Origin of the sequence: Burkholderia sp. Tr-20355 (genome assembly GCF_017104685.1) — a bacterium.
Lineage (GTDB): Bacteria > Pseudomonadota > Gammaproteobacteria > Burkholderiales > Burkholderiaceae > Burkholderia > Burkholderia seminalis.
Genome location: NZ_JAAGPK010000162.1, coordinates 1 through 16859 on the forward strand (window position 1 = coordinate 1; position 16859 = coordinate 16859).

At 68.8% G+C, this 16859-nt stretch carries 16 protein-coding genes; 11 read left to right on the forward strand and 5 right to left on the reverse strand.

The features are described 5' to 3' along the window. Positions 1-111 precede the first annotated feature (111 nt). Positions 112-1158, reverse strand: coding sequence for an ABC transporter substrate-binding protein (locus G3N62_RS28555; RefSeq protein WP_124670096.1), 1047 nt, complete (start codon positions 1156-1158; stop codon positions 112-114). 50 nt (positions 1159-1208) lie between these two features. After that, positions 1209-2381 (reverse strand): LLM class flavin-dependent oxidoreductase, encoded by a 1173-nt coding sequence (locus G3N62_RS28560; RefSeq protein ID WP_124670097.1) that lies wholly within the window; start codon positions 2379-2381, stop codon positions 1209-1211. 439 nt (positions 2382-2820) lie between these two features. Between G3N62_RS28560 and G3N62_RS28565 the strand changes: the two genes are divergently transcribed. The 4 genes from G3N62_RS28565 to G3N62_RS28580 are packed head-to-tail and all read left to right on the forward strand — an operon-like array spanning position 2821 to position 6661. Continuing rightward, positions 2821-3897: a nitrate ABC transporter substrate-binding protein gene (locus tag G3N62_RS28565; protein WP_034188389.1), complete on the forward strand. Its 1077-nt coding sequence runs from the start codon at positions 2821-2823 to the stop codon at positions 3895-3897. Between the two features lie 31 nt (positions 3898-3928). Next, on the forward strand, positions 3929-5035 hold the full coding sequence (locus G3N62_RS28570; RefSeq protein ID WP_049036333.1) for a PhnD/SsuA/transferrin family substrate-binding protein: 1107 nt from the start codon (positions 3929-3931) through the stop codon (positions 5033-5035). Continuing rightward, entirely contained in the window at positions 5035-5850 is an 816-nt protein-coding gene (locus G3N62_RS28575; RefSeq protein WP_124670098.1) for an ABC transporter permease, read from the forward strand. The genes G3N62_RS28570 and G3N62_RS28575 overlap by 1 nt, the downstream gene beginning before the upstream one ends. A gap of 22 nt (positions 5851-5872) precedes the next feature. Beyond that, positions 5873-6661 carry an ABC transporter permease gene (locus tag G3N62_RS28580; RefSeq protein WP_049030693.1) on the forward strand — a complete coding sequence of 263 codons (789 nt, stop codon included), beginning with the start codon at positions 5873-5875 and terminating at the stop codon, positions 6659-6661. Here G3N62_RS28580 and G3N62_RS28585 read toward each other — a convergent pair. Continuing rightward, a complete protein-coding gene (locus G3N62_RS28585; protein ID WP_059559743.1) occupies positions 6652-7770 on the reverse strand; it encodes a sigma 54-interacting transcriptional regulator in 1119 nt (372 codons plus the stop codon). The genes G3N62_RS28580 and G3N62_RS28585 overlap by 10 nt on opposite strands. Positions 7771-7890: 120 nt before the next feature. After that, on the reverse strand, positions 7891-8571 hold the full coding sequence (locus G3N62_RS28590; RefSeq protein ID WP_034188394.1) for a class II aldolase/adducin family protein: 681 nt from the start codon (positions 8569-8571) through the stop codon (positions 7891-7893). A gap of 373 nt (positions 8572-8944) precedes the next feature. Here G3N62_RS28590 and G3N62_RS28595 point away from each other — a divergent pair, with 373 nt between their 5' ends. The 7 genes from G3N62_RS28595 to G3N62_RS28625 all read left to right on the forward strand — a co-directional run bounded on the left by G3N62_RS28595 (position 8945) and on the right by G3N62_RS28625 (position 15078). Next, positions 8945-10228 (forward strand): lipase family protein, encoded by a 1284-nt coding sequence (locus G3N62_RS28595; protein WP_124608099.1) that lies wholly within the window; start codon positions 8945-8947, stop codon positions 10226-10228. Positions 10229-10370: 142 nt separating this feature from the next. After that, positions 10371-10661, forward strand: a complete 291-nt coding sequence (locus G3N62_RS28600) for a co-chaperone GroES (protein WP_034188396.1) — start codon at positions 10371-10373, stop codon at positions 10659-10661. 12 nt (positions 10662-10673) lie between these two features. Next, on the forward strand, positions 10674-12314 hold the full coding sequence (groL, locus tag G3N62_RS28605) for a chaperonin GroEL (protein WP_034188397.1): 1641 nt from the start codon (positions 10674-10676) through the stop codon (positions 12312-12314). A 518-nt stretch (positions 12315-12832) separates the two neighbouring features. Then, a complete protein-coding gene (locus tag G3N62_RS28610; protein WP_124670099.1) occupies positions 12833-13204 on the forward strand; it encodes a DUF6697 family protein in 372 nt (123 codons plus the stop codon). 58 nt (positions 13205-13262) lie between these two features. After that, positions 13263-13481: a hypothetical protein gene (locus G3N62_RS28615; protein ID WP_241013236.1), complete on the forward strand. Its 219-nt coding sequence runs from the start codon at positions 13263-13265 to the stop codon at positions 13479-13481. Positions 13482-13613: 132 nt separating this feature from the next. Beyond that, positions 13614-14135 (forward strand): PTS sugar transporter subunit IIA, encoded by a 522-nt coding sequence (locus tag G3N62_RS28620; protein ID WP_124670100.1) that lies wholly within the window; start codon positions 13614-13616, stop codon positions 14133-14135. Between the two features lie 49 nt (positions 14136-14184). Then, on the forward strand, positions 14185-15078 hold the full coding sequence (locus tag G3N62_RS28625; RefSeq protein WP_124670101.1) for an acetylglutamate kinase: 894 nt from the start codon (positions 14185-14187) through the stop codon (positions 15076-15078). Positions 15079-15147: 69 nt separating this feature from the next. Here G3N62_RS28625 and G3N62_RS28630 read toward each other — a convergent pair. Then, on the reverse strand, positions 15148-16859 hold a 1712-nt coding region (locus G3N62_RS28630), incomplete at its 5' end, for a family 2A encapsulin nanocompartment cargo protein cysteine desulfurase (RefSeq protein WP_206141364.1).

A 16859-nucleotide genomic window follows, 5' to 3' on the forward strand; every position in this document is an offset into this window, starting at 1 on the left:
TACCGCCGCGCGCGGCGCGGCGCGCGCCACGTGCCGGCGCGCCGGCGGCACGCCGTATTCGATCGTCAGCCCTGTCATGTTCGACTCCTTGCAATGACGCGCCGCGGCGCGCTACGCGACCCACGGATGGCGATGCCGGTCGATCTGCGTGAACGGCGCCGGGTCGATCCACGCGCGCGCGTCGAAATCGCGTTCGAGAAAGCCCCATTCGACGAGAAAATCCTTGAACGCGACCAGACCGTCGATCGACGTCGGCGCGAGCCCGGTCTCCAGATGGCGGTGCACATCCCCGCCGTATGCATAGCGCACCCACTCGTCGGAGGCATGCGTTTCGCGGCCGATATAGGCGACCGTATCGGCCGGATGGCGCGCGGCCCAGTCGCCCGCGCCGACCACGACCGACAGGAACCGGCTCACGAGATCGGGGCGCGTATCGATCAGCGCGCGATCGACGGTCAGCGTGCGCGGCGTGCCGTTGCCGATCCGCACCAGCGGATCGGGATGCGCGCCAAGATCGATGACGACCTGCGCGTCGATCAGGTGCACGGTCTCCAGCCCGGCGACGCCCTTCACGAACACCGCGTCGACGTCGCCGCGCACGAGCGCCGAGATCTCGAGTCCGTACTCGTGCGGGCCGCGCGTGAACGAGGCTGGCCCGGTGCGGCGCTCGCGCGTGTCGGGCAGGTCGATCCATTCGGCGTCGCCGTGGCCGAGCCCTTCCAGTTCGAGCGCGCTCAGGAAGCCCTTCAGGGCGGCCGCACGCCAGAAGTCGATGCTGATCGGATGGCGCGGCAATCCGAGCCGCCGGCCGCGCAGATCGCGCGTCGTGCGAATGCCGCGCTCGGGCAGCGTGACGATCGCCTGGAATTCGTTGGTCCACGACAGGCCGATCACGCGCGTATCGGCGCCGCGTGCCCGCGCCCACAGCGCGGGAATGTTGCCGCCCTGCCGGAACGAGTGCGGCAGGCTGTGATCGAAGTGCGATTCGCGCTTGTCGGCATCGGCCGTCTCCTGCAGCGAATTCAGCACGATGCCGTCCGGCCCGAACTCTTCGTCGAACCAGCCGCGATGCACGGCGATGCCGAGCGCGGTCGGCACCGGGCAGCGCGTGTACCAGAGTGCGTCGCAAGCCGTGGCCTGCGCAGCGAGTGTCGTCATGGTGAGTATCCTTGTCGTTGTCGTTGATGCGCGGCGGCACGCCGCCGCGCTCAGGCGCTGGCCACGCGCAGCGCTGCCTGCGTGCCGCGCGCGTTCAGCGCGCCGTCGACGAGCGGCAGCACTTCCTCGCCCACGCGGTACGCCTCTTCGAGATGCGGATTGCTCGCGAGGATGAACGTCGATACGCCGATGTCGACGTATTCCGCGAGCCGCTCGGCCACCTGCTCGTGGCTGCCGACGATCACGCAGCCGGGGCCGCCACGGATCTGCGACATTCCGGCCCACAGGTTCGGGCCGACGATCAGGTCGTCAAAGTGCTGCGTGTTGCCCTGGTGCAATGCGAACTGGCGCTTCGCGCCGACCGATTCCGACGATTCGCCGCGCCCGCCGAAACCGGCACGCGTCGCGTCGCCCACCGTGGCGAACATCTGCCGCAGCTCGGCCCACGCCTGTTCCTCGGTTTCGCGCGCGAGGATGTCGATGCGCATGCCGAAGCGCAGGTCGCGCTCGGCGTTCTGCCGGTCGAGCGCGCGGCGCGCCGCGTCGATCACTTCCTTCTGCTTCGCGAGCGGCTCGCCCCAGCTCAGGTGCACGTCGCCGTGTTTCGCCGCGACCGCGAGCGCAGCGTCGCTCGCGCCGGCCAGATAAATCCGCGGCGGCTTCTGGCCGCTCAGCGGTGGCAGCAGCCCGCCGGCTTCGACGCGGTAGAAGCGGCCGTCGAACGAGAATGGCGCGCCGGCCGCGATGCCCTTCACGACGTCGAGGAATTCGTCGGTGCGCGCATAGCGGCTGTCGTGATCGATGAAGTCGCCGTACGCGCGCTGGTCGGGACCGCCGCCGCCCGTGACGACGTTCCACTCGACGCGGCCGCGGCTGATCCGCTGCAGGCTCGCGGCCATTTGCGCCGCATAGACCGGATGCACGAAATGCGGCTGCAGCGCGATCAGCAGCCGCAGCCGGCGCGTCTCGCGCGCCAGCGCCGCCGCGACGACCCACGGTTCCTCGGTGAAGCGGAAGATCGGAATCAGCGCGCCGTGAAAACCGGCGATGTCGGCCGCGCGCGCCACCTGCGACAGATAGTCGATGTAGCCGAAATCGTCGTCGTCGACTTTCGGCGCGACGCGCGACGCGCGCTGGCGATTCCATTCGCCGCGCGTATGCAGGTCGTGTGCGCGCCGGCCGTCGCCGTGCATCGGCAGGCGCCACAGAAATTCAACAGCCATCGGGATTCTCCTTGTCGGCCCGTTCGGATTGCGTGCGGCACCGGCGTGCCGCGCGTATGCAGCGCTGTAAAGCACGCGGTGTGCCAACGCGCACGCCTGCTGACGTGCGGCGCGGCCGCCGAGCACGCGCGATGCCTTGCCGGCCGGGCGTCGACGGCCATCGACGAACACGCGCCGCGCGGTGCCGGCATCCCGAAAGCGAATCCGTGCCGTGCTGTTGCGCACGACACACCAGTGTTGCACGCGCAACAGCACCCGACGCGACTGTTGCTCACGCAACAGGCGTTGCGCCGGCCGTCGCGCCGCGCAGCGCCCGGGATGCCCGCGCCGCGTGCCGCCCGGCCGTTTCCGCTCATTGGCCCGGAACTTGCAACGTGGAACGGCCGCGCGTGCGACACCGCGCATCGACCACGCTTACCCAGACAGGGGAATCTCACACATGACAGACAGGCCCGATTCGTCATCGGACAAGCAGCAGACGTTCTGGTACGCCCGATCGCCCGTGCCGACGCCGCTCGGCATCGCCGTGCATCTCGGCTGGCTCAACGGCGAGACGTCGGCCGACGGCGTCGCGATCCGCTCGCCGCGCGGCGCCACGCGGCACGACGTGTCATCGATCAGCGATCACACGCTCGCGCAGTCGTTCCGCCAGGGCGGCAGCATCCCCGCGATGTGGGCGCGCTCGAACGACGCCAACACGCGCGTGATCGGGCTGTCGTGGGTCGACGAATCGCAGCTGATCCTCGCGCGGCCCGAGTCGGGCATCCGCTCGGTGAAGGCGTTGCGCGGCCGCCGGATCGCGATTCCGAGCCGCCCCGACGACCGCATCGACATCTTTCGCGCGTCCGCGCTGCGCGGCTTCGTCAATGCACTGAGCCTCGACGGACTGACCACGCGCGACGTCGAGCTCGTCGACGTGCGCGCACGCACGCTGCAGGCCGTCGGGCCCGCGCGTGCGGCGAACCTGTTCGCGTCGCCGCACGGCTTTTCGAGCCGCGCGCTGTATGCGGCCGAAGCCGGCGCGCTGCTGCGCGGCGAAGTCGACGCGATCTACGTGAAAGGCTCGACGGGTCTCGAGATCGCGCAACTGATCGGCGCACACGTCGTGATCGACATCGGCTTTCATCCGGAGCGCTCGATCCGCAACAACAACGGCACGCCGCGCCCGCTGACCGTCAACGCGGACGTGCTCGCGAACCATCCGGACATCGTCGCCGGCTTCCTGAAGCTCGTGGTCGCCGCCGGCGAATGGGCGAGCACGCATCCCGACGAAACCGCGCACTACGTGGCGGGCGAAACCGCATCGTCGATCGACTGGGTGCGAGCCGCGTACGGCAACCAGTTGCACCGCCATCTCGGCGTCAATCTCGACGACGAATCGGTCGCCGCGCTCGACGAGTTCAAGACGTTCCTGCGCGAGCACGGCTTTCTGGAAACCGACTTCGACGTCGCCGACTGGATCGACCCGCGCCCGCTCGCCGACGTGCTGCGGCCGTCGTGGCAGAAACGCGCGTGAGCCCCTTTTTCGTTCATTGTTCGGGACCATCATGAAATACTCCCTCTCCCTCGCGTCACTGCGCCGCCTGCTGCGCGCGCTGCTCGCCGTGCTACCGCTGGCGGCCGCGTCGCTCGCGGCACCGGCAGCGCATGCGCAAGACGCGCCCAAGGTCGTGCGCATTGCCGTCGTCGCGTACTCGAGCGGCGGCAAGACGCAATATGCCGGCGCATCCGCGCTGATCGACGCCGACAAGTCGCTCGAGAAGGCGCTGGCCGCCCGGCACGTGAAGCTGCAATGGGTGCCGGTGTCGACCGCGGCGGTCGGCACGCTCGTCAACGAGGCGTTCACGAACGGCAGCATCGATTTCGCGGGCTACGGCGACCTGCCGTCGGTCGTCGTCAACGCGTCGGGCACGCACACGCGCCTGATCGTGCCGGGCGGCGCCGGCAGCAATACGTATCTGGTCGTGCCGGCCGGCTCGACCGCGAAGTCGATCGTCGATCTGAAAGGCAAGCGCATCGCGCTCAATCGCGGCCGGCCGTGGGAAGTCACGTTCGGCAAGCTGCTCGCCGAAAACGGGCTGAAGCTGTCCGACTTCAAGATCTACAACCTCGATCCGCAGGCCGGCGCGGCAGCCGTCGCGGCCGGCCGCGTCGACGGCTTCTTTACGCTGTCCGACGCGTATTCGCTGGTCGACAAGAACGTCGGCAAGATCATCTGGTCGACCAAGACCGCGCCCGACGACTGGAAGATGCGCGCCGAACTGTGGGCATCCGACGATTTCGTGCGGCGCTACCCCGACGTCACGCAGCTCGTCGCGACGGCCTACGTGCGGGCCGCGCACTGGATCTCGCAGCCGCAGAACCGCGATGCGTACGTGAAGATCCTGAGCGCGTCGGGCCAGCCCGAAAGCGTCGTGCGCCGCGAATACGCGGACGAATCGACGCCGTGGAAAGAGCAATGGACGCCGCTCTTCACGCCGGCGCTGACCGGCCACTACCGCGATGTCGTCGCGTACAGCCGCCAGGCCGGCCTGACGTCGGTGCCGGTCGACGTGAACGCGCTGCTCGCGCCGACCTTCGTGGCGACCGCGCTCAAGCAGCTTGGTCTCGACGGCTACTGGCGCGCCGATGCCGCGCGCGTCGCGAGCCGCTGATGGCGATGCGCGCCCTCGCGCCGAACGGCTGGCGCGCGATCCGCCTGCCCGGCCTCGCGCGGCTCGGCGAACATGCGCTGTGGTGGATCACGCCCTTTACGTTCGCCGCGCTGTGGTGGCTCGCGAGCGCGCAGCGCTGGTTTCCGCCGCAGCTCGTCGTGCCGCCCGAACGCCTCGCCGCGACGCTGCGCACGCTGCTCGACACCGGCGAACTGCGCGACAACCTGCTGATCACGCTGCATCGCCTCGCGCTCGGCTTCGCGCTCGGCGCAACCGGCGGCGCCGCGTTCGGCATCCTGCTCGCACGCAGCCGGCTGTTCGCCGACTACCTGCAGCCGACCTTCGACCTGCTGCGGCAAGTGCCGACGCTCACGCTGATTCCGCTGCTGATCCTGCTGATCGGCGTCGACGAGCCGTTGAAGCTCGTCGTCGTCGGCAAGGCCGTGTTCTTCCCGGTCGCGCTGGCCGCGTACACGGGCGTGCACGATGCGCCGCGCGATCTCGTCGAAATGGCGCGCCACTACGGGCTCGGCCGCTTCGCACTACTGCGCGACGTGCTGCTGCCGGCCGCGCTGCCGCCGCTGCTGACGGGCGTGCGGATCGCACTCGCGCGCGCGTGGCTCGCCCTCGTCGCGGTCGAGCTGCTCAGCGCCGACAGCGGGATCGGCCAGATGATGGAACTCGCGCGGCAGATGCTGCGGCTCGACGTGGTGCTCGTCGACGTCGCCGTGATCGGGCTGACCGGTTTCGCGCTCGACCGCTCGATCGCGCTCGTGCAGCGCTACGCATTGCGCTGGCAGACGCCCGCGCGCTGACTTTGACTGGATACGCTTCGGCATGACCTTCGCCACCCGCGCTTTCTCGTTCGCCCCGCTGCGCCGCCGCGCGCGCGGCCTCGTCGTGCCGGCCCTGCTGATCGCCGCGTGGCAAGCTGCCTCGTCCGGCGACGCGGCCCACCAATACGCATTCGTGCCGCTGCAGCAGGTCGGCGCGGCGCTCGTCGAACTCGCCCGCAGCGGCGAACTCGCAACCGATCTCGGCGCGAGCCTGCGCCGCACGACGCTCGGGCTCGGGTTCGGCGTCGCGGCCGGGCTCGGGTTCGGCGCGGTACTGGCGCGTTCGCCGCTCGCGCGCAAGCTGGCCGAACCGGCGTTCCAGGCGTTGCGCTACGTGCCGCTGCTCGGGCTGATTCCGCTGCTGAGCCTGTGGGCCGGCACCGGCGAATTCGCCAAGGTGTTCATCATCGCGCTCGCCGCGTTCTACCCGATGACCACCGCCAGCTTCGACGGGCTGCGCCGCGTCGATCCACGCTATGTCGAACTTGCGCAGTCGTATCGGCTGACGCGCGTCGGCCTGTGGCGCGACGTGCTGATACCGGGCGCATTGCCCGACCTGTTCGCGGGCGTGCTGCAGGCCGTGCCGTTCGCGTGGATCACCGCGACCAGCAGCGAGTTGCTGTTCAACACGGGGGCCGGTATCGGCAGCCTCATGCAGAATGCCCAGGCAGGCGCCCGCGCCGACGTGCTGCTCGTGTGCGTGTTGGGCGTGACGGCGCTGGCCGTCGGGATGAGCGCGCTATGCGAGCGGATCGCGCGGCGCGCGCTGCGCTGGCGGGATCACGCCTGACGGCGCAGCCGCGCGTCGGCGTCGCCCGTGTCGCGCGGCTTCAGGATACCGAGCTGCGCGAGCCGCGCTCGCACGATGTTGCGCGACTGGTCGAGCAGGCGCGACATGCGCAGCTGGTTGTGATCGCTGTAGTCGAACACGCTGCGGTAGACGGTGTCCTCGATGTGCTGCCAAAGCGCCGGCGTACCCAGATCCAGCAATTCGATCACCGCATGACGCAGCGCCTCGGTCGCTTCGGCGACGTCGCGTGCGCGGCGCGGCGGTGCGGCGGCCGCACCCGGCGCGCCGGCCGTGTCGGGCGCGAGCGACAGCGCCGAGAACTGCAGGTCGCCGACGTCGATCGCCCCGCCCGCGCAGATCAGCACCGCGTGGTGGATCACGTTCTCCAGCTCGCGGATGTTGCCGGGCCACGCATGCGCATGCAGTCGGGCGCGTGCGGCGTCGGTCAGCGTCGGCGCGGCCACGCGCAGCCGCTTCGCATAGGTGTCGATGAAATGCTCGATCAGCGGCGCGATGTCGCCGGGCCGCTCGCGCAGCGGCAGCAGACTCAGCTTCACGACGTTGAGCCGGTAGTACAGGTCCTCGCGGAAATTGCCCGCGCGCACCGCCGCCTCGAGATTCACGTTGGTCGCCGCGACCAGCCGCACGTCGATCTTCACGGTCTTGCGCGAGCCGACCGGCGTCACCTCGCGCTCCTGCAGCACGCGCAGCAGCTTGACCTGCGCGGACAGCGGCAGGTCGCCCACCTCGTCGAGAAAGAGCGTGCCGCGATTCGCGGATTCGAACCAGCCGGGCTGGGCATTGATCGCGCCGGTGAACGCGCCGCGCTCGTGGCCGAACAGCTCGCTTTCGATCAGCGTCTCGGAAAATGCGCCGCAGTTGACCGCGACGAACGGGCCGTCATGGCGCTCGCTCAGCGAATGCACGAGGCGCGCAATCAGCTCCTTGCCGGTGCCGCTCTCGCCGGTGACGAGCACCGTCGCATCGCTCGGTGCGACGAGCTGGATGCGTTCGAGCAGCACCCGCGATTTGGGATCGTCGAACGTCAGTGCCTTCGCGCGGATCGTGATCGCGTGCGAAGTCGGGTCCGGCAAGCTGAAGATGGCCATGGCACGACCGGCGTGTTGAACGGGGAAGGTTCGACGATAGCAAGGCGCACGCCGGCCACGAACCAATTCATCGAGCTATCGGTATGACGGCGGCCGGATTGCGTCGGCCGCCGTGCGGCGTCAGGCAAGACCGGTCATCTTCCACTGCTGTTCGAGCGCGCCCGGCCCGAAGTCGAGCGAGCCGCCGAGCGGTTCCGCGAGCGCCTGGAAATACGCGGCTTCCTCGAGGATCAGGATGTACTTCGATACGTCGAGGATCGACTTGCCCCAGAACGTCGCGCCGCCGTTTGCCTCGATGATTGCCGGCACGTCGGGATCGCGCCGGATCGTATCGACGATGAAGCGCGGCTCGCCCGGGCGACGATCGACGTAGACCGGAATCTCGCGAGCCCGCGTGTAGCGCGCGGCCGGCGCATAACGGATCGGCAGCGGGCGATGCGCGCTCGCCCACGCGCCGAGATACGGGCCATGCACGTGTATCACGACGTCCACTTCAGGCGCCTCGCGGAACACTCCCGCGTAACGCGGGCCGTTGCCGCCCGCGCGCGCGTCGCCGTGCAGCACGTCGCCGTCGAGCGTCACGACGACGGGTTGAATGTCCTGTGACGCGGCCCACGGGCTCGGCGCAGACAGCGCGACGACGAGCTCCGTGCCCGGCACGCGCTGGAACGCCTGGAACGTGTTGGTCGCGGACAGCGTGCGCGTTTCCTTCAGCACGCGCGCGGCCTGCGTGAACTCGCGCGTGGCGCGCTCGACGAATGCCACGAGTTCGCCGCTGTCGATGGCTTGGGTGACGGACATGAGAACGGTTTCCTTGATCGGATGGACGGAGGGACTCGCGTCGCGACACCGCGACGCACGGCCACCGGATCAGCAGCAATCGTGCCAACCCGGCGAGCGCGCTGCGCGGGCCGGCCGGCGTGGCGCTCGCGCGATGCCCGACCCGCGCGATGCTATCCGCGAGCGTGCGCCTGTTGCGGGAGCAACACTGTACCGGCCGCGATTGCTGCGCGACGCGCAGCGCGTGCACGTGCACCATCCGCGTGGTGCCGACCGGTTGCCCGCCGCACCGCGCGTGGCGTGCGCAACGAACGTGCTGGTTCGAAACTTGCGTCGTGGTCGGCCCGCACCGGCCTTGCACGGTGCATCCGATCTCATCCACCTTCATCCGACCATGACGCTCCTTCCCCTGCGCGGTGTTGCCGCGCGCGCGCTGCTCATCTCGGCACTCGCCGTGCCTTCCGTCGTTTCGCTCGCGGCCTCGCCCGGCCATGTTCCCGTGCCCGATCCGCTGCAGGGCGACGGCCGCGTGTCCGCGTTCTACACGTGGGACCGCGACATCCCGGCCACGCCCGGCGCGCTGCTGCGCTCCGAACCACTGCCGGCCACGCTCGGGCTCGCGGGCGCCGCGCGGCAGTTGCGCATCTTGTATGCATCGACCGACGGCGTCGGCGGCCGGACGCCGATCGCGGTGTCGGGCGCGCTGTTCGTGCCGCGCGGCACACCGCCAGCCGGCGGCTGGCCGATCGTCGCATGGGCGCACGGCACGTTCGGGATGGCCGATATCTGCGCGCCGTCGTGGTTCGGCCGCTCGTATCGCGACGTGCGCTACCTGAACGCATGGCTTCAGCAAGGGTTCGCGGTGGTCGCGACCGACTACCAGGGCCTCGGCACGCCCGGCCCGAATCCGCAGCTCAACAACCGCTCGAACAGCTACACGCTGCTCGACAGCGTGCGTGCGGTGCTCGGCGGCGTGCCGGGCCTCGCGAACGAAGTCGTGCTCGTCGGCCAGTCGCAAGGCGGCTCGGCCGTCATCGCGGCGGCCGGCTACGCGCCCGTCTACGCGCCGGAACTCGCGATCCGCGCGACCGTCGCGACCGGGACGATCTACAACGCGTCGCGTGCCACGCTCGCGTCGTTGCCGCCGTTCGAGACGGCCTACCGGCGCGATCCCGACCGCGTCGACCCGACGCTTGCGTACCAGTTCTACTCGGTGCTGTCGGCGCAGCAGATCGACCCGTCACTGCGCGCCGACGAAGTGTTGACCGACCGCGCGCTGCCGATTCTCGAGCAATCGCGCATCGGCTGCCTCGCGTCGCTCGAGGACGACGCGGCGCTCGCGCACCTCACGCACGCGAATACGGTCAAGCCGGGCGGCGATGCGCGGCTGAAAGCATGGTGGGACGACTACCTGAAATATCCGACACTGAAGCTCGCCGCCCCCGTCTTCATCGGCGCGGGCGCGGACGACGGGCTGGCGCCGCTCGAACTCGCGCTGGCGAAGGACGCGTGCGCGGCGGGCACGACGGTCGAGGCACACCTGTACGCGGGCCGCGAACACAACGGCACCGTGAACGTGTCGCTCGCCGATTCGATTCCGTTCGTGAAGCGCGTGCTCGCCGGCGAGACGATCCACCCGATTTGCTCGCCGGTCGCCCAGCAGTCCGCGTCGCAATAGCCGGCTCCCTGCGCTTTGCACGACGACGCGAATGCTTGTGCAAATCCGTTATTGGATCGCGCCGCTGCCCGTTTTTATACTCGTCAGCACGCTCTGTTGAAGAGTGCCAGCCAATTCCGACAGATCAGCACAGGACGAAAAGATGAGCCTACGCCCCTTGCACGACCGCGTGATCGTGAAGCGACTCGACCAGGAAACCACCACCGCGTCGGGCATCGTGATCCCCGACAGCGCCGCCGAAAAACCCGACCAGGGCGAAGTGATCGCCGTTGGCCCCGGCCGGAAGGATGCCGACGGCCAGCGCATCGTGCCCGACCTGCAGATCGGCGAGCGCGTGCTGTTCGGCAAGTACGCGGGCCAGGCCGTCAAAGTGGACGGCAACGAGTTTCTCGTGCTGCGCGAGGAAGACATCGTCGCGGTCGTCAATCAATAACGGAGCGCAATCATGGCAGCCAAGGAAATCATTTTCAGCGACGTCGCACGGGCAAGACTGACCGAAGGCGTGAACATCCTCGCGAACGCGGTGAAGGTGACGCTCGGGCCGAAGGGCCGCAACGTCGTGCTCGAACGCAGCTTCGGCGCGCCCGTCGTCACGAAGGACGGCGTGTCGGTCGCGAAGGAAATCGAACTCGCGGACAAGCTGCAGAACATCGGCGCGCAGCTCGTGAAGGAAGTCGCGTCGCGCACCAGCGATGCCGCCGGCGACGGCACGACGACGGCCACGGTGCTCGCGCAGGCGATCGTCCGTGAAGGCCAGAAATACGTGGCGGCCGGGCTCAACCCGCTCGACCTGAAGCGCGGCATCGACAAGGCCGTCGCGGCGGCCGTCGACGAGCTGAAGAAGATCAGCAAGCCGACCACCACGAGCAAGGAAATCGCGCAGGTTGCGACGATCTCCGCGAACGGCGAGGAATCGATCGGCCAGCGCATCGCCGAGGCGATCGACCGCGTCGGCAAGGAAGGCGTGATCACCGTCGAGGACGGCAAGTCGCTCGCCGACGAGCTCGACGTCGTCGAAGGGCTGCAGTTCGACCGCGGCTACCTGTCGCCGTATTTCATCAACAATCCCGACAAGCAGATCGCCGAGATCGAAAGCCCGTACATCCTGCTGCACGACAAGAAGATCTCGAACATCCGCGATCTGCTGCCGGTGCTCGAACAGGTCGCGAAGTCGGGCCGGCCGCTGCTGATCATCGCGGAAGACGTCGAAGGCGAAGCGCTCGCGACGCTCGTCGTCAACAACATCCGCGGGATCCTGAAGACGGTCGCGGTCAAGGCGCCGGGCTTCGGCGATCGCCGCAAGGCGCTGCTCGAGGACATCGCGATCCTCACCGGCGGGCAGGTGATCGCGGAGGAAACGGGCCTGACGCTCGAGAAGGCGACGCTCGCCGAGCTCGGCCAGGCGAAGCGCATCGAGGTCGGCAAGGAAAACACGACCGTGATCGACGGCGCGGGCGATGCGAAGAACATCGAGGCGCGCGTGAAGCAGATCCGCGTGCAGATCGACGAGGCGACGTCCGATTACGACCGTGAAAAGCTGCAGGAGCGCGTGGCCAAGCTGGCCGGCGGTGTTGCCGTGATCAAGGTCGGCGGTGCGACCGAAATCGAGGTGAAGGAGAAGAAGGACCGCGTCGACGACGCGCTGCACGCGACGCGCGCGGCCGTCGAGGAAGGCATCGTGCCGGGCGGCGGCGTCGCGCTGATCCGCGTGCGGCAGGCGATCCGCGAACTGAAAGGCGTGAACGCCGACCAGGATGCGGGCATCAAGATCGTGCTGCGCGCGCTCGAGGAACCGCTGCGCCAGATCGTCACGAACGCGGGCGAGGAAGCGAGCGTCGTCGTCGCGAAGGTCGCGGAAGGCACGGGCAACTTCGGGTACAACGCGCAGACGGGCGAGTACGGCGATCTCGTCGAATCGGGCGTGCTCGATCCGACCAAGGTCACGCGCACGGCGCTGCAAAACGCGGCGTCGGTGGCCGGGCTGCTGCTGACGACCGATGCGACCGTGTTCGAAGCGCCGAAGGATGCGGCGCCGGCTGCCGCACCGGGCGGTCCGGGTGCGGGCGGGCCGGGCTTCGATTTCTGACGACGGGCCGTGCGCGCCGGTTCACCGGCGCGCGCAGCCGGGCAGGACGCGTAACGCGTGGCGACGCAAGTCGTCACGCGTTGTTGCATGGAAGCGGCAAAATGCGGTGGCCGGCAGGTCGAACCGGGCACCGACACACCGCTCTCACGCCTTTACGACCTTTTTACTTGCGCCGGCGAATACGTTCACTAGAATGGGTTCGCCATCCACCACCGAGCACGCGACATGCGCCTCCGAAGTCCTCGTCCTCCGAGTTGCTTTTCTGCCTGACAGGCAGGACGCCTGTGCCTCCCTCCCGAGCCATCGTCCTGCCGCCTGGCGGACGGTGCGCGCCGTAGTCCTCTCCGTGCACGCCTGAACACGACGTCGATGCGATCACCGCGCATCGGGAATGCATGCGCTCGAGCGTGTGCGCAGCACATCCTGTGCAACGAAGCGTCATCGATCCGCCGGTCCAGTTCATTTACTACGCATACCTGAATTTTATTCAGAGAAATTTCCGTTACCGGAGCCCGGTCATGTTCGAGATCGACAAGCAGTACACACGCGAATTCATCCACACCGCCTGCGGCGGCAGCAAGCAGGGTTTCCTGCCGACGAAGAACGGCAAGGTCGTGGCCGCCTGCCTTCGCGCGGACCTCAATCCGCACGCGCCCGACGTGATCCTTTGCGACGGCAGCGCGTCCGCGCGCTCGGCCGGCAGGACGCTCGCCGCGCAACGCGATGCGATTCCGGTGTTCATCAAGACGGCAACCGATGCCTACCGCTTCGTCGGCCGGTACGTCGTCAGCGAATCGCTCACGGCGCCGCTCGACTGCGCGCCTTACGTGCGCAACAGCGGCTTCACCGCCGCGCAGATCTCGCGCGTGCTCAAGCTCGAGCGCAACTGACACGCTTGCGCGGCGCATCGCGCGCCGCGTCCCGCTCGTCTTTCATACAGGAGCAATCATGCTGGGCCTGACGTTCTGGAAACACGTGATCGGCGCGCGGACCGATGCAATCCGCGACAGCAGGACAACGGCGCACGACCGGCATCGCCGGATATCGAGAACGCTCGTGCTGACCAGCGCCGCCGTGGCGTTCGCGGCGATCGCGTTCGGCGCGCCGGTCGTCGGCATTTCGGTCTTCCTGCTGACCACGCTGCCGTTCGTTTTGTCGGGTACGTGAGCCAGTCCATAGCGGGCCCGGTTCCATCGTCGGTCGATATGAAATTTTAATACCGGCCCCCCCTGTCTCTGACACTGTCTTTATGCGGCTTTGTCTAGGATTTCCCTGTCATCCCGACACGGAGCAATCCGCATGCAAACGCAGCAGGCCGCCGTGGGCGGCCAACCCGACCTTCCCCGCCGACGCGGCGACACGCCGTCCGCAGCCCGGCTCGCCGACGCCTGCCCGGTGGACAACATCCTGCTCGACGTCCCGGCCGAAAGCGCGACCCAGTTGTTCGACCTCGTCGCGCGCCATATCGCGCGCAGCAGCGGCGTATCCGCCGAACGGATCCGGACCGAACTCGCCAGGCGCGAGCAGCTCGGCTCGACCGGTCTGGGCCAGGGCGTCGCGATTCCGCACGCACGAGTCGACGGGCTCGACTCGGCGGTCGCGCTGTTCGTCCGCGCGCTCTATCCGTTCGCGTTCAACGCGCCGGACCGCAAGCCCGTGCGCGAATTCATCGTGCTGGTCCTGCCGCAGGCGGACGACCGCACGCACCTCGAACTGCTCGCCGACGCGGCACGGTGTTTCAGCGAACGCGCGTTCCGGCACGCGTCGCGCGATGCGCGAACGCCCGGCGAGCTTCACCTGCTGATGCAACGCACACACTGACGCCGCGTCGAACGGCGACAGGCACCTCCCTCCATTCATTCGGACTCCCATGTTCCCAGACCCTGAAAGTCCCACTCTCATGTCGCGACGCGCAGCCGGCCTGGCTCGCTCGCTGCCGTTCATGCAGGCGCTGCACGGGCAGACCGTCGTCATCGTCGATGGCGGCGCCGCGAGCGATGCACGCACCCGTGCGGCCTTCGCACAGGATGTCGCGCTGCTTGCGCTCACCGGCGTTCGTCCGGTCGTCGTCCAGGGCGGGCCGGCCGCGGCCGATACGCAATCGGTCGAGGCCGCGCATGCCGCGATGACCGGCGTCAATCACGAACTGGTGCGCCTGATCGGCGGTCACGGTGCTAGGGCGATCGGCATCGACGGTCACGACGGCGGCCTGCTGGTCGCCCGCGCGGCACCCGACCGCACGCAGGCAAGCGCGGTCGCACGGTTCGACGTCGCCGCGTTGAACGCCTTCCTGGAAAACGGACTCGTGCCCGTCGTGATGCCGGTCGCACCGGACGACGCGGGCCACGCGCACGTGCTGCGCCCGGAACGGCTCGGCAGCCTGTTCGCGCAATGCACCGGTGCCGTCACGCTGGTGATGATGGTCGACGGGGCATGGCTGCGCGAACTCGGCGAGCTCGCCGGGCTGTACGGCATCACGGAACTCGAACAATGGCTCGCCGAGCATCCGGCCGCCGATGCGGCGCCCTGCGTGCGGGACGCGCTCGATGCGCTTGCGCACGGCGTGCAGAACGTCCACCTCGCCGATATCGGGCAACCCGAATCGCTGATCGACGAACTGCTGACGGAGGAAGGATCGGGTGTGGTGTTCTGTCGGCGCGGCAACACCGACCTGCTGTCGGAAACCCGCCGATACTTCGCCGATTCGGCGTGCGTGCTGCGTGACGGGTTCAGCGTGGAGAAGAAGCCGGTCGTACGATTCTGACCGCGTAACGGGAAAACGCCTGCGGCGACCCGCAAGGGCCGCCGCAGGCGGGCAACAACGACATCACCGTCAACGGCGCGTCGCCAGCCGCTTCACGACACGCACCAGCGCATCGACCTCGTCGCACGTGTTGTAGAACGCGAGCGACGGCCGCACCGTGGCCTCGAGCCCGAAGCGCCGCAGGATCGGCTGCGCGCAGTGATGCCCGGAGCGCACCGCGATGCCCTCTTCGTTCAGCGCTTGCCCGACTTCCTCGGTTTCATAGCCCTTCAGCACGAACGACAGCACGCTCGCCTTGTCGCGCGCGGTGCCGACGAGCCGCACGCCCGGTACCGGCGCGAGCACGCTCGTCGCATACGCCAGCAGGTCGTGCTCGTAGCGCGCGATGTTCTCGATACCGACGCGGCTCACGTAGTCGAGCGCCGCGCCGAGCCCCACCGCATCCGCGATGTTGCCGGTGCCGGCTTCGAACCGGTTCGGCGGCGGCTGGAACACCGTGCGCTCGAACGTCACGTCCGCGATCATGTTGCCGCCGCCCTGCCAGGGCGGCATGTCGTCGAGGATCGCGCGCTTGCCATAGACGACGCCGATGCCGGTCGGGCCGTAGATCTTGTGGCCCGAGAACACGAAGAAGTCGGCATCGAGCGCCTGCACGTCGACGCGCATGTGCGAGATCGACTGCGCGCCGTCGACGAGCGCCTTCGCACCCGCGCGATGCGCAAGCTCGACGATCTCCTTCACCGGCACGACCGTGCCGAGCGCATTCGACACCTGCGTGACCGACACGATCTTCGTGCGGTCGTTGAGCAGCTTCCGGTATTCGTCGAGCAGCACCTGCCCCGAATCGTCGACCGGAATCACGCGCAGCTTCGCACCCTTGAGCGCGGCAAGCTGCTGCCACGGCACGATGTTCGCGTGATGCTCGAGATTCGACACGATGATCTCGTCGCCCTCGCCGACGTTCTGCACGCCCCACGACTTCGCGATCAGGTTGATCGCCTCGGTCGTGCCGCGCACGAACACGATCTCGTCCGGCGACGACGCGCCGATGAAGCGCTGCACCGTTTCCCGCGCATGCTCGTATGCATCCGTCGCACGGCCGGCCAGGGCATGCGCCGCGCGGTGAATGTTCGAGTTCTCGTGTGCGTAGAAATACGCGAGCCGGTCGATCACGGCCTGCGGCTTGTGCGTCGTCGCCGCGTTGTCGAACCAGACGAGCTGCTTGCCGTTCACCCGCTCCTGCAGGATCGGGAAATCGCGGCGGATCGCGTTCACGTCGAACGGCGGGTGCGCGCCGCGATACAACTGACCTTGCGGCTCGGCGGCATGCGTATCGTCGACGAAGTAGCGCGGCACGTCGGCGCCCGACGCGCGCGACACCGGCACTTCGCGATGCACGGCGAGCAGTTCGCGCAAAGCGTCGTCGCCCGGCAGCCCGAACGCTTCCGGCGACGCGAGGCCGTTCGACGGCACGACGATGTCCTGCGGCGTCCGCTGCCAGCCCTGCAGCGAACCGTCGGTGAAGTAGTACGGCGACGCCTTCGCCGCGCCTTCCGGCGCCGGCGCATTCACCTGCGGCACGCCGAGCGCCGCGCCGCCGACGCGCGGTTCGAGCGCGGGCGCGATCGACACCGCGTTGTCGGGCAGCCCGTTCTGCGCGGCCGCATGCGGCGCGAGCGCCGGCACGCGGTTGCCGAGCGACAGCACGTGCGTCGGCGCGGACGGCGCGAGGTTCGCGCCGGGCACCTTGCCCTGCGGCAGCGCGAGCCCCGGCACGCCGG

Coding starts and splice junctions, on each gene's coding strand:
- G3N62_RS28555 (WP_124670096.1), bottom strand. CDS start 1,158: ATGACGACACTCGCTGCGCAGGCCACGGCTTGCGACGCACTCTGGTAC.
- G3N62_RS28560 (WP_124670097.1), bottom strand. CDS start 2,381: ATGGCTGTTGAATTTCTGTGGCGCCTGCCGATGCACGGCGACGGCCGG.
- G3N62_RS28565 (WP_034188389.1), top strand. CDS start 2,821: ATGACAGACAGGCCCGATTCGTCATCGGACAAGCAGCAGACGTTCTGG.
- G3N62_RS28570 (WP_049036333.1), top strand. CDS start 3,929: ATGAAATACTCCCTCTCCCTCGCGTCACTGCGCCGCCTGCTGCGCGCG.
- G3N62_RS28575 (WP_124670098.1), top strand. CDS start 5,035: ATGGCGATGCGCGCCCTCGCGCCGAACGGCTGGCGCGCGATCCGCCTG.
- G3N62_RS28580 (WP_049030693.1), top strand. CDS start 5,873: ATGACCTTCGCCACCCGCGCTTTCTCGTTCGCCCCGCTGCGCCGCCGC.
- G3N62_RS28585 (WP_059559743.1), bottom strand. CDS start 7,770: ATGGCCATCTTCAGCTTGCCGGACCCGACTTCGCACGCGATCACGATC.
- G3N62_RS28590 (WP_034188394.1), bottom strand. CDS start 8,571: ATGTCCGTCACCCAAGCCATCGACAGCGGCGAACTCGTGGCATTCGTC.
- G3N62_RS28595 (WP_124608099.1), top strand. CDS start 8,945: ATGACGCTCCTTCCCCTGCGCGGTGTTGCCGCGCGCGCGCTGCTCATC.
- G3N62_RS28600 (WP_034188396.1), top strand. CDS start 10,371: ATGAGCCTACGCCCCTTGCACGACCGCGTGATCGTGAAGCGACTCGAC.
- groL (WP_034188397.1), top strand. CDS start 10,674: ATGGCAGCCAAGGAAATCATTTTCAGCGACGTCGCACGGGCAAGACTG.
- G3N62_RS28610 (WP_124670099.1), top strand. CDS start 12,833: ATGTTCGAGATCGACAAGCAGTACACACGCGAATTCATCCACACCGCC.
- G3N62_RS28615 (WP_241013236.1), top strand. CDS start 13,263: ATGCTGGGCCTGACGTTCTGGAAACACGTGATCGGCGCGCGGACCGAT.
- G3N62_RS28620 (WP_124670100.1), top strand. CDS start 13,614: ATGCAAACGCAGCAGGCCGCCGTGGGCGGCCAACCCGACCTTCCCCGC.
- G3N62_RS28625 (WP_124670101.1), top strand. CDS start 14,185: ATGTTCCCAGACCCTGAAAGTCCCACTCTCATGTCGCGACGCGCAGCC.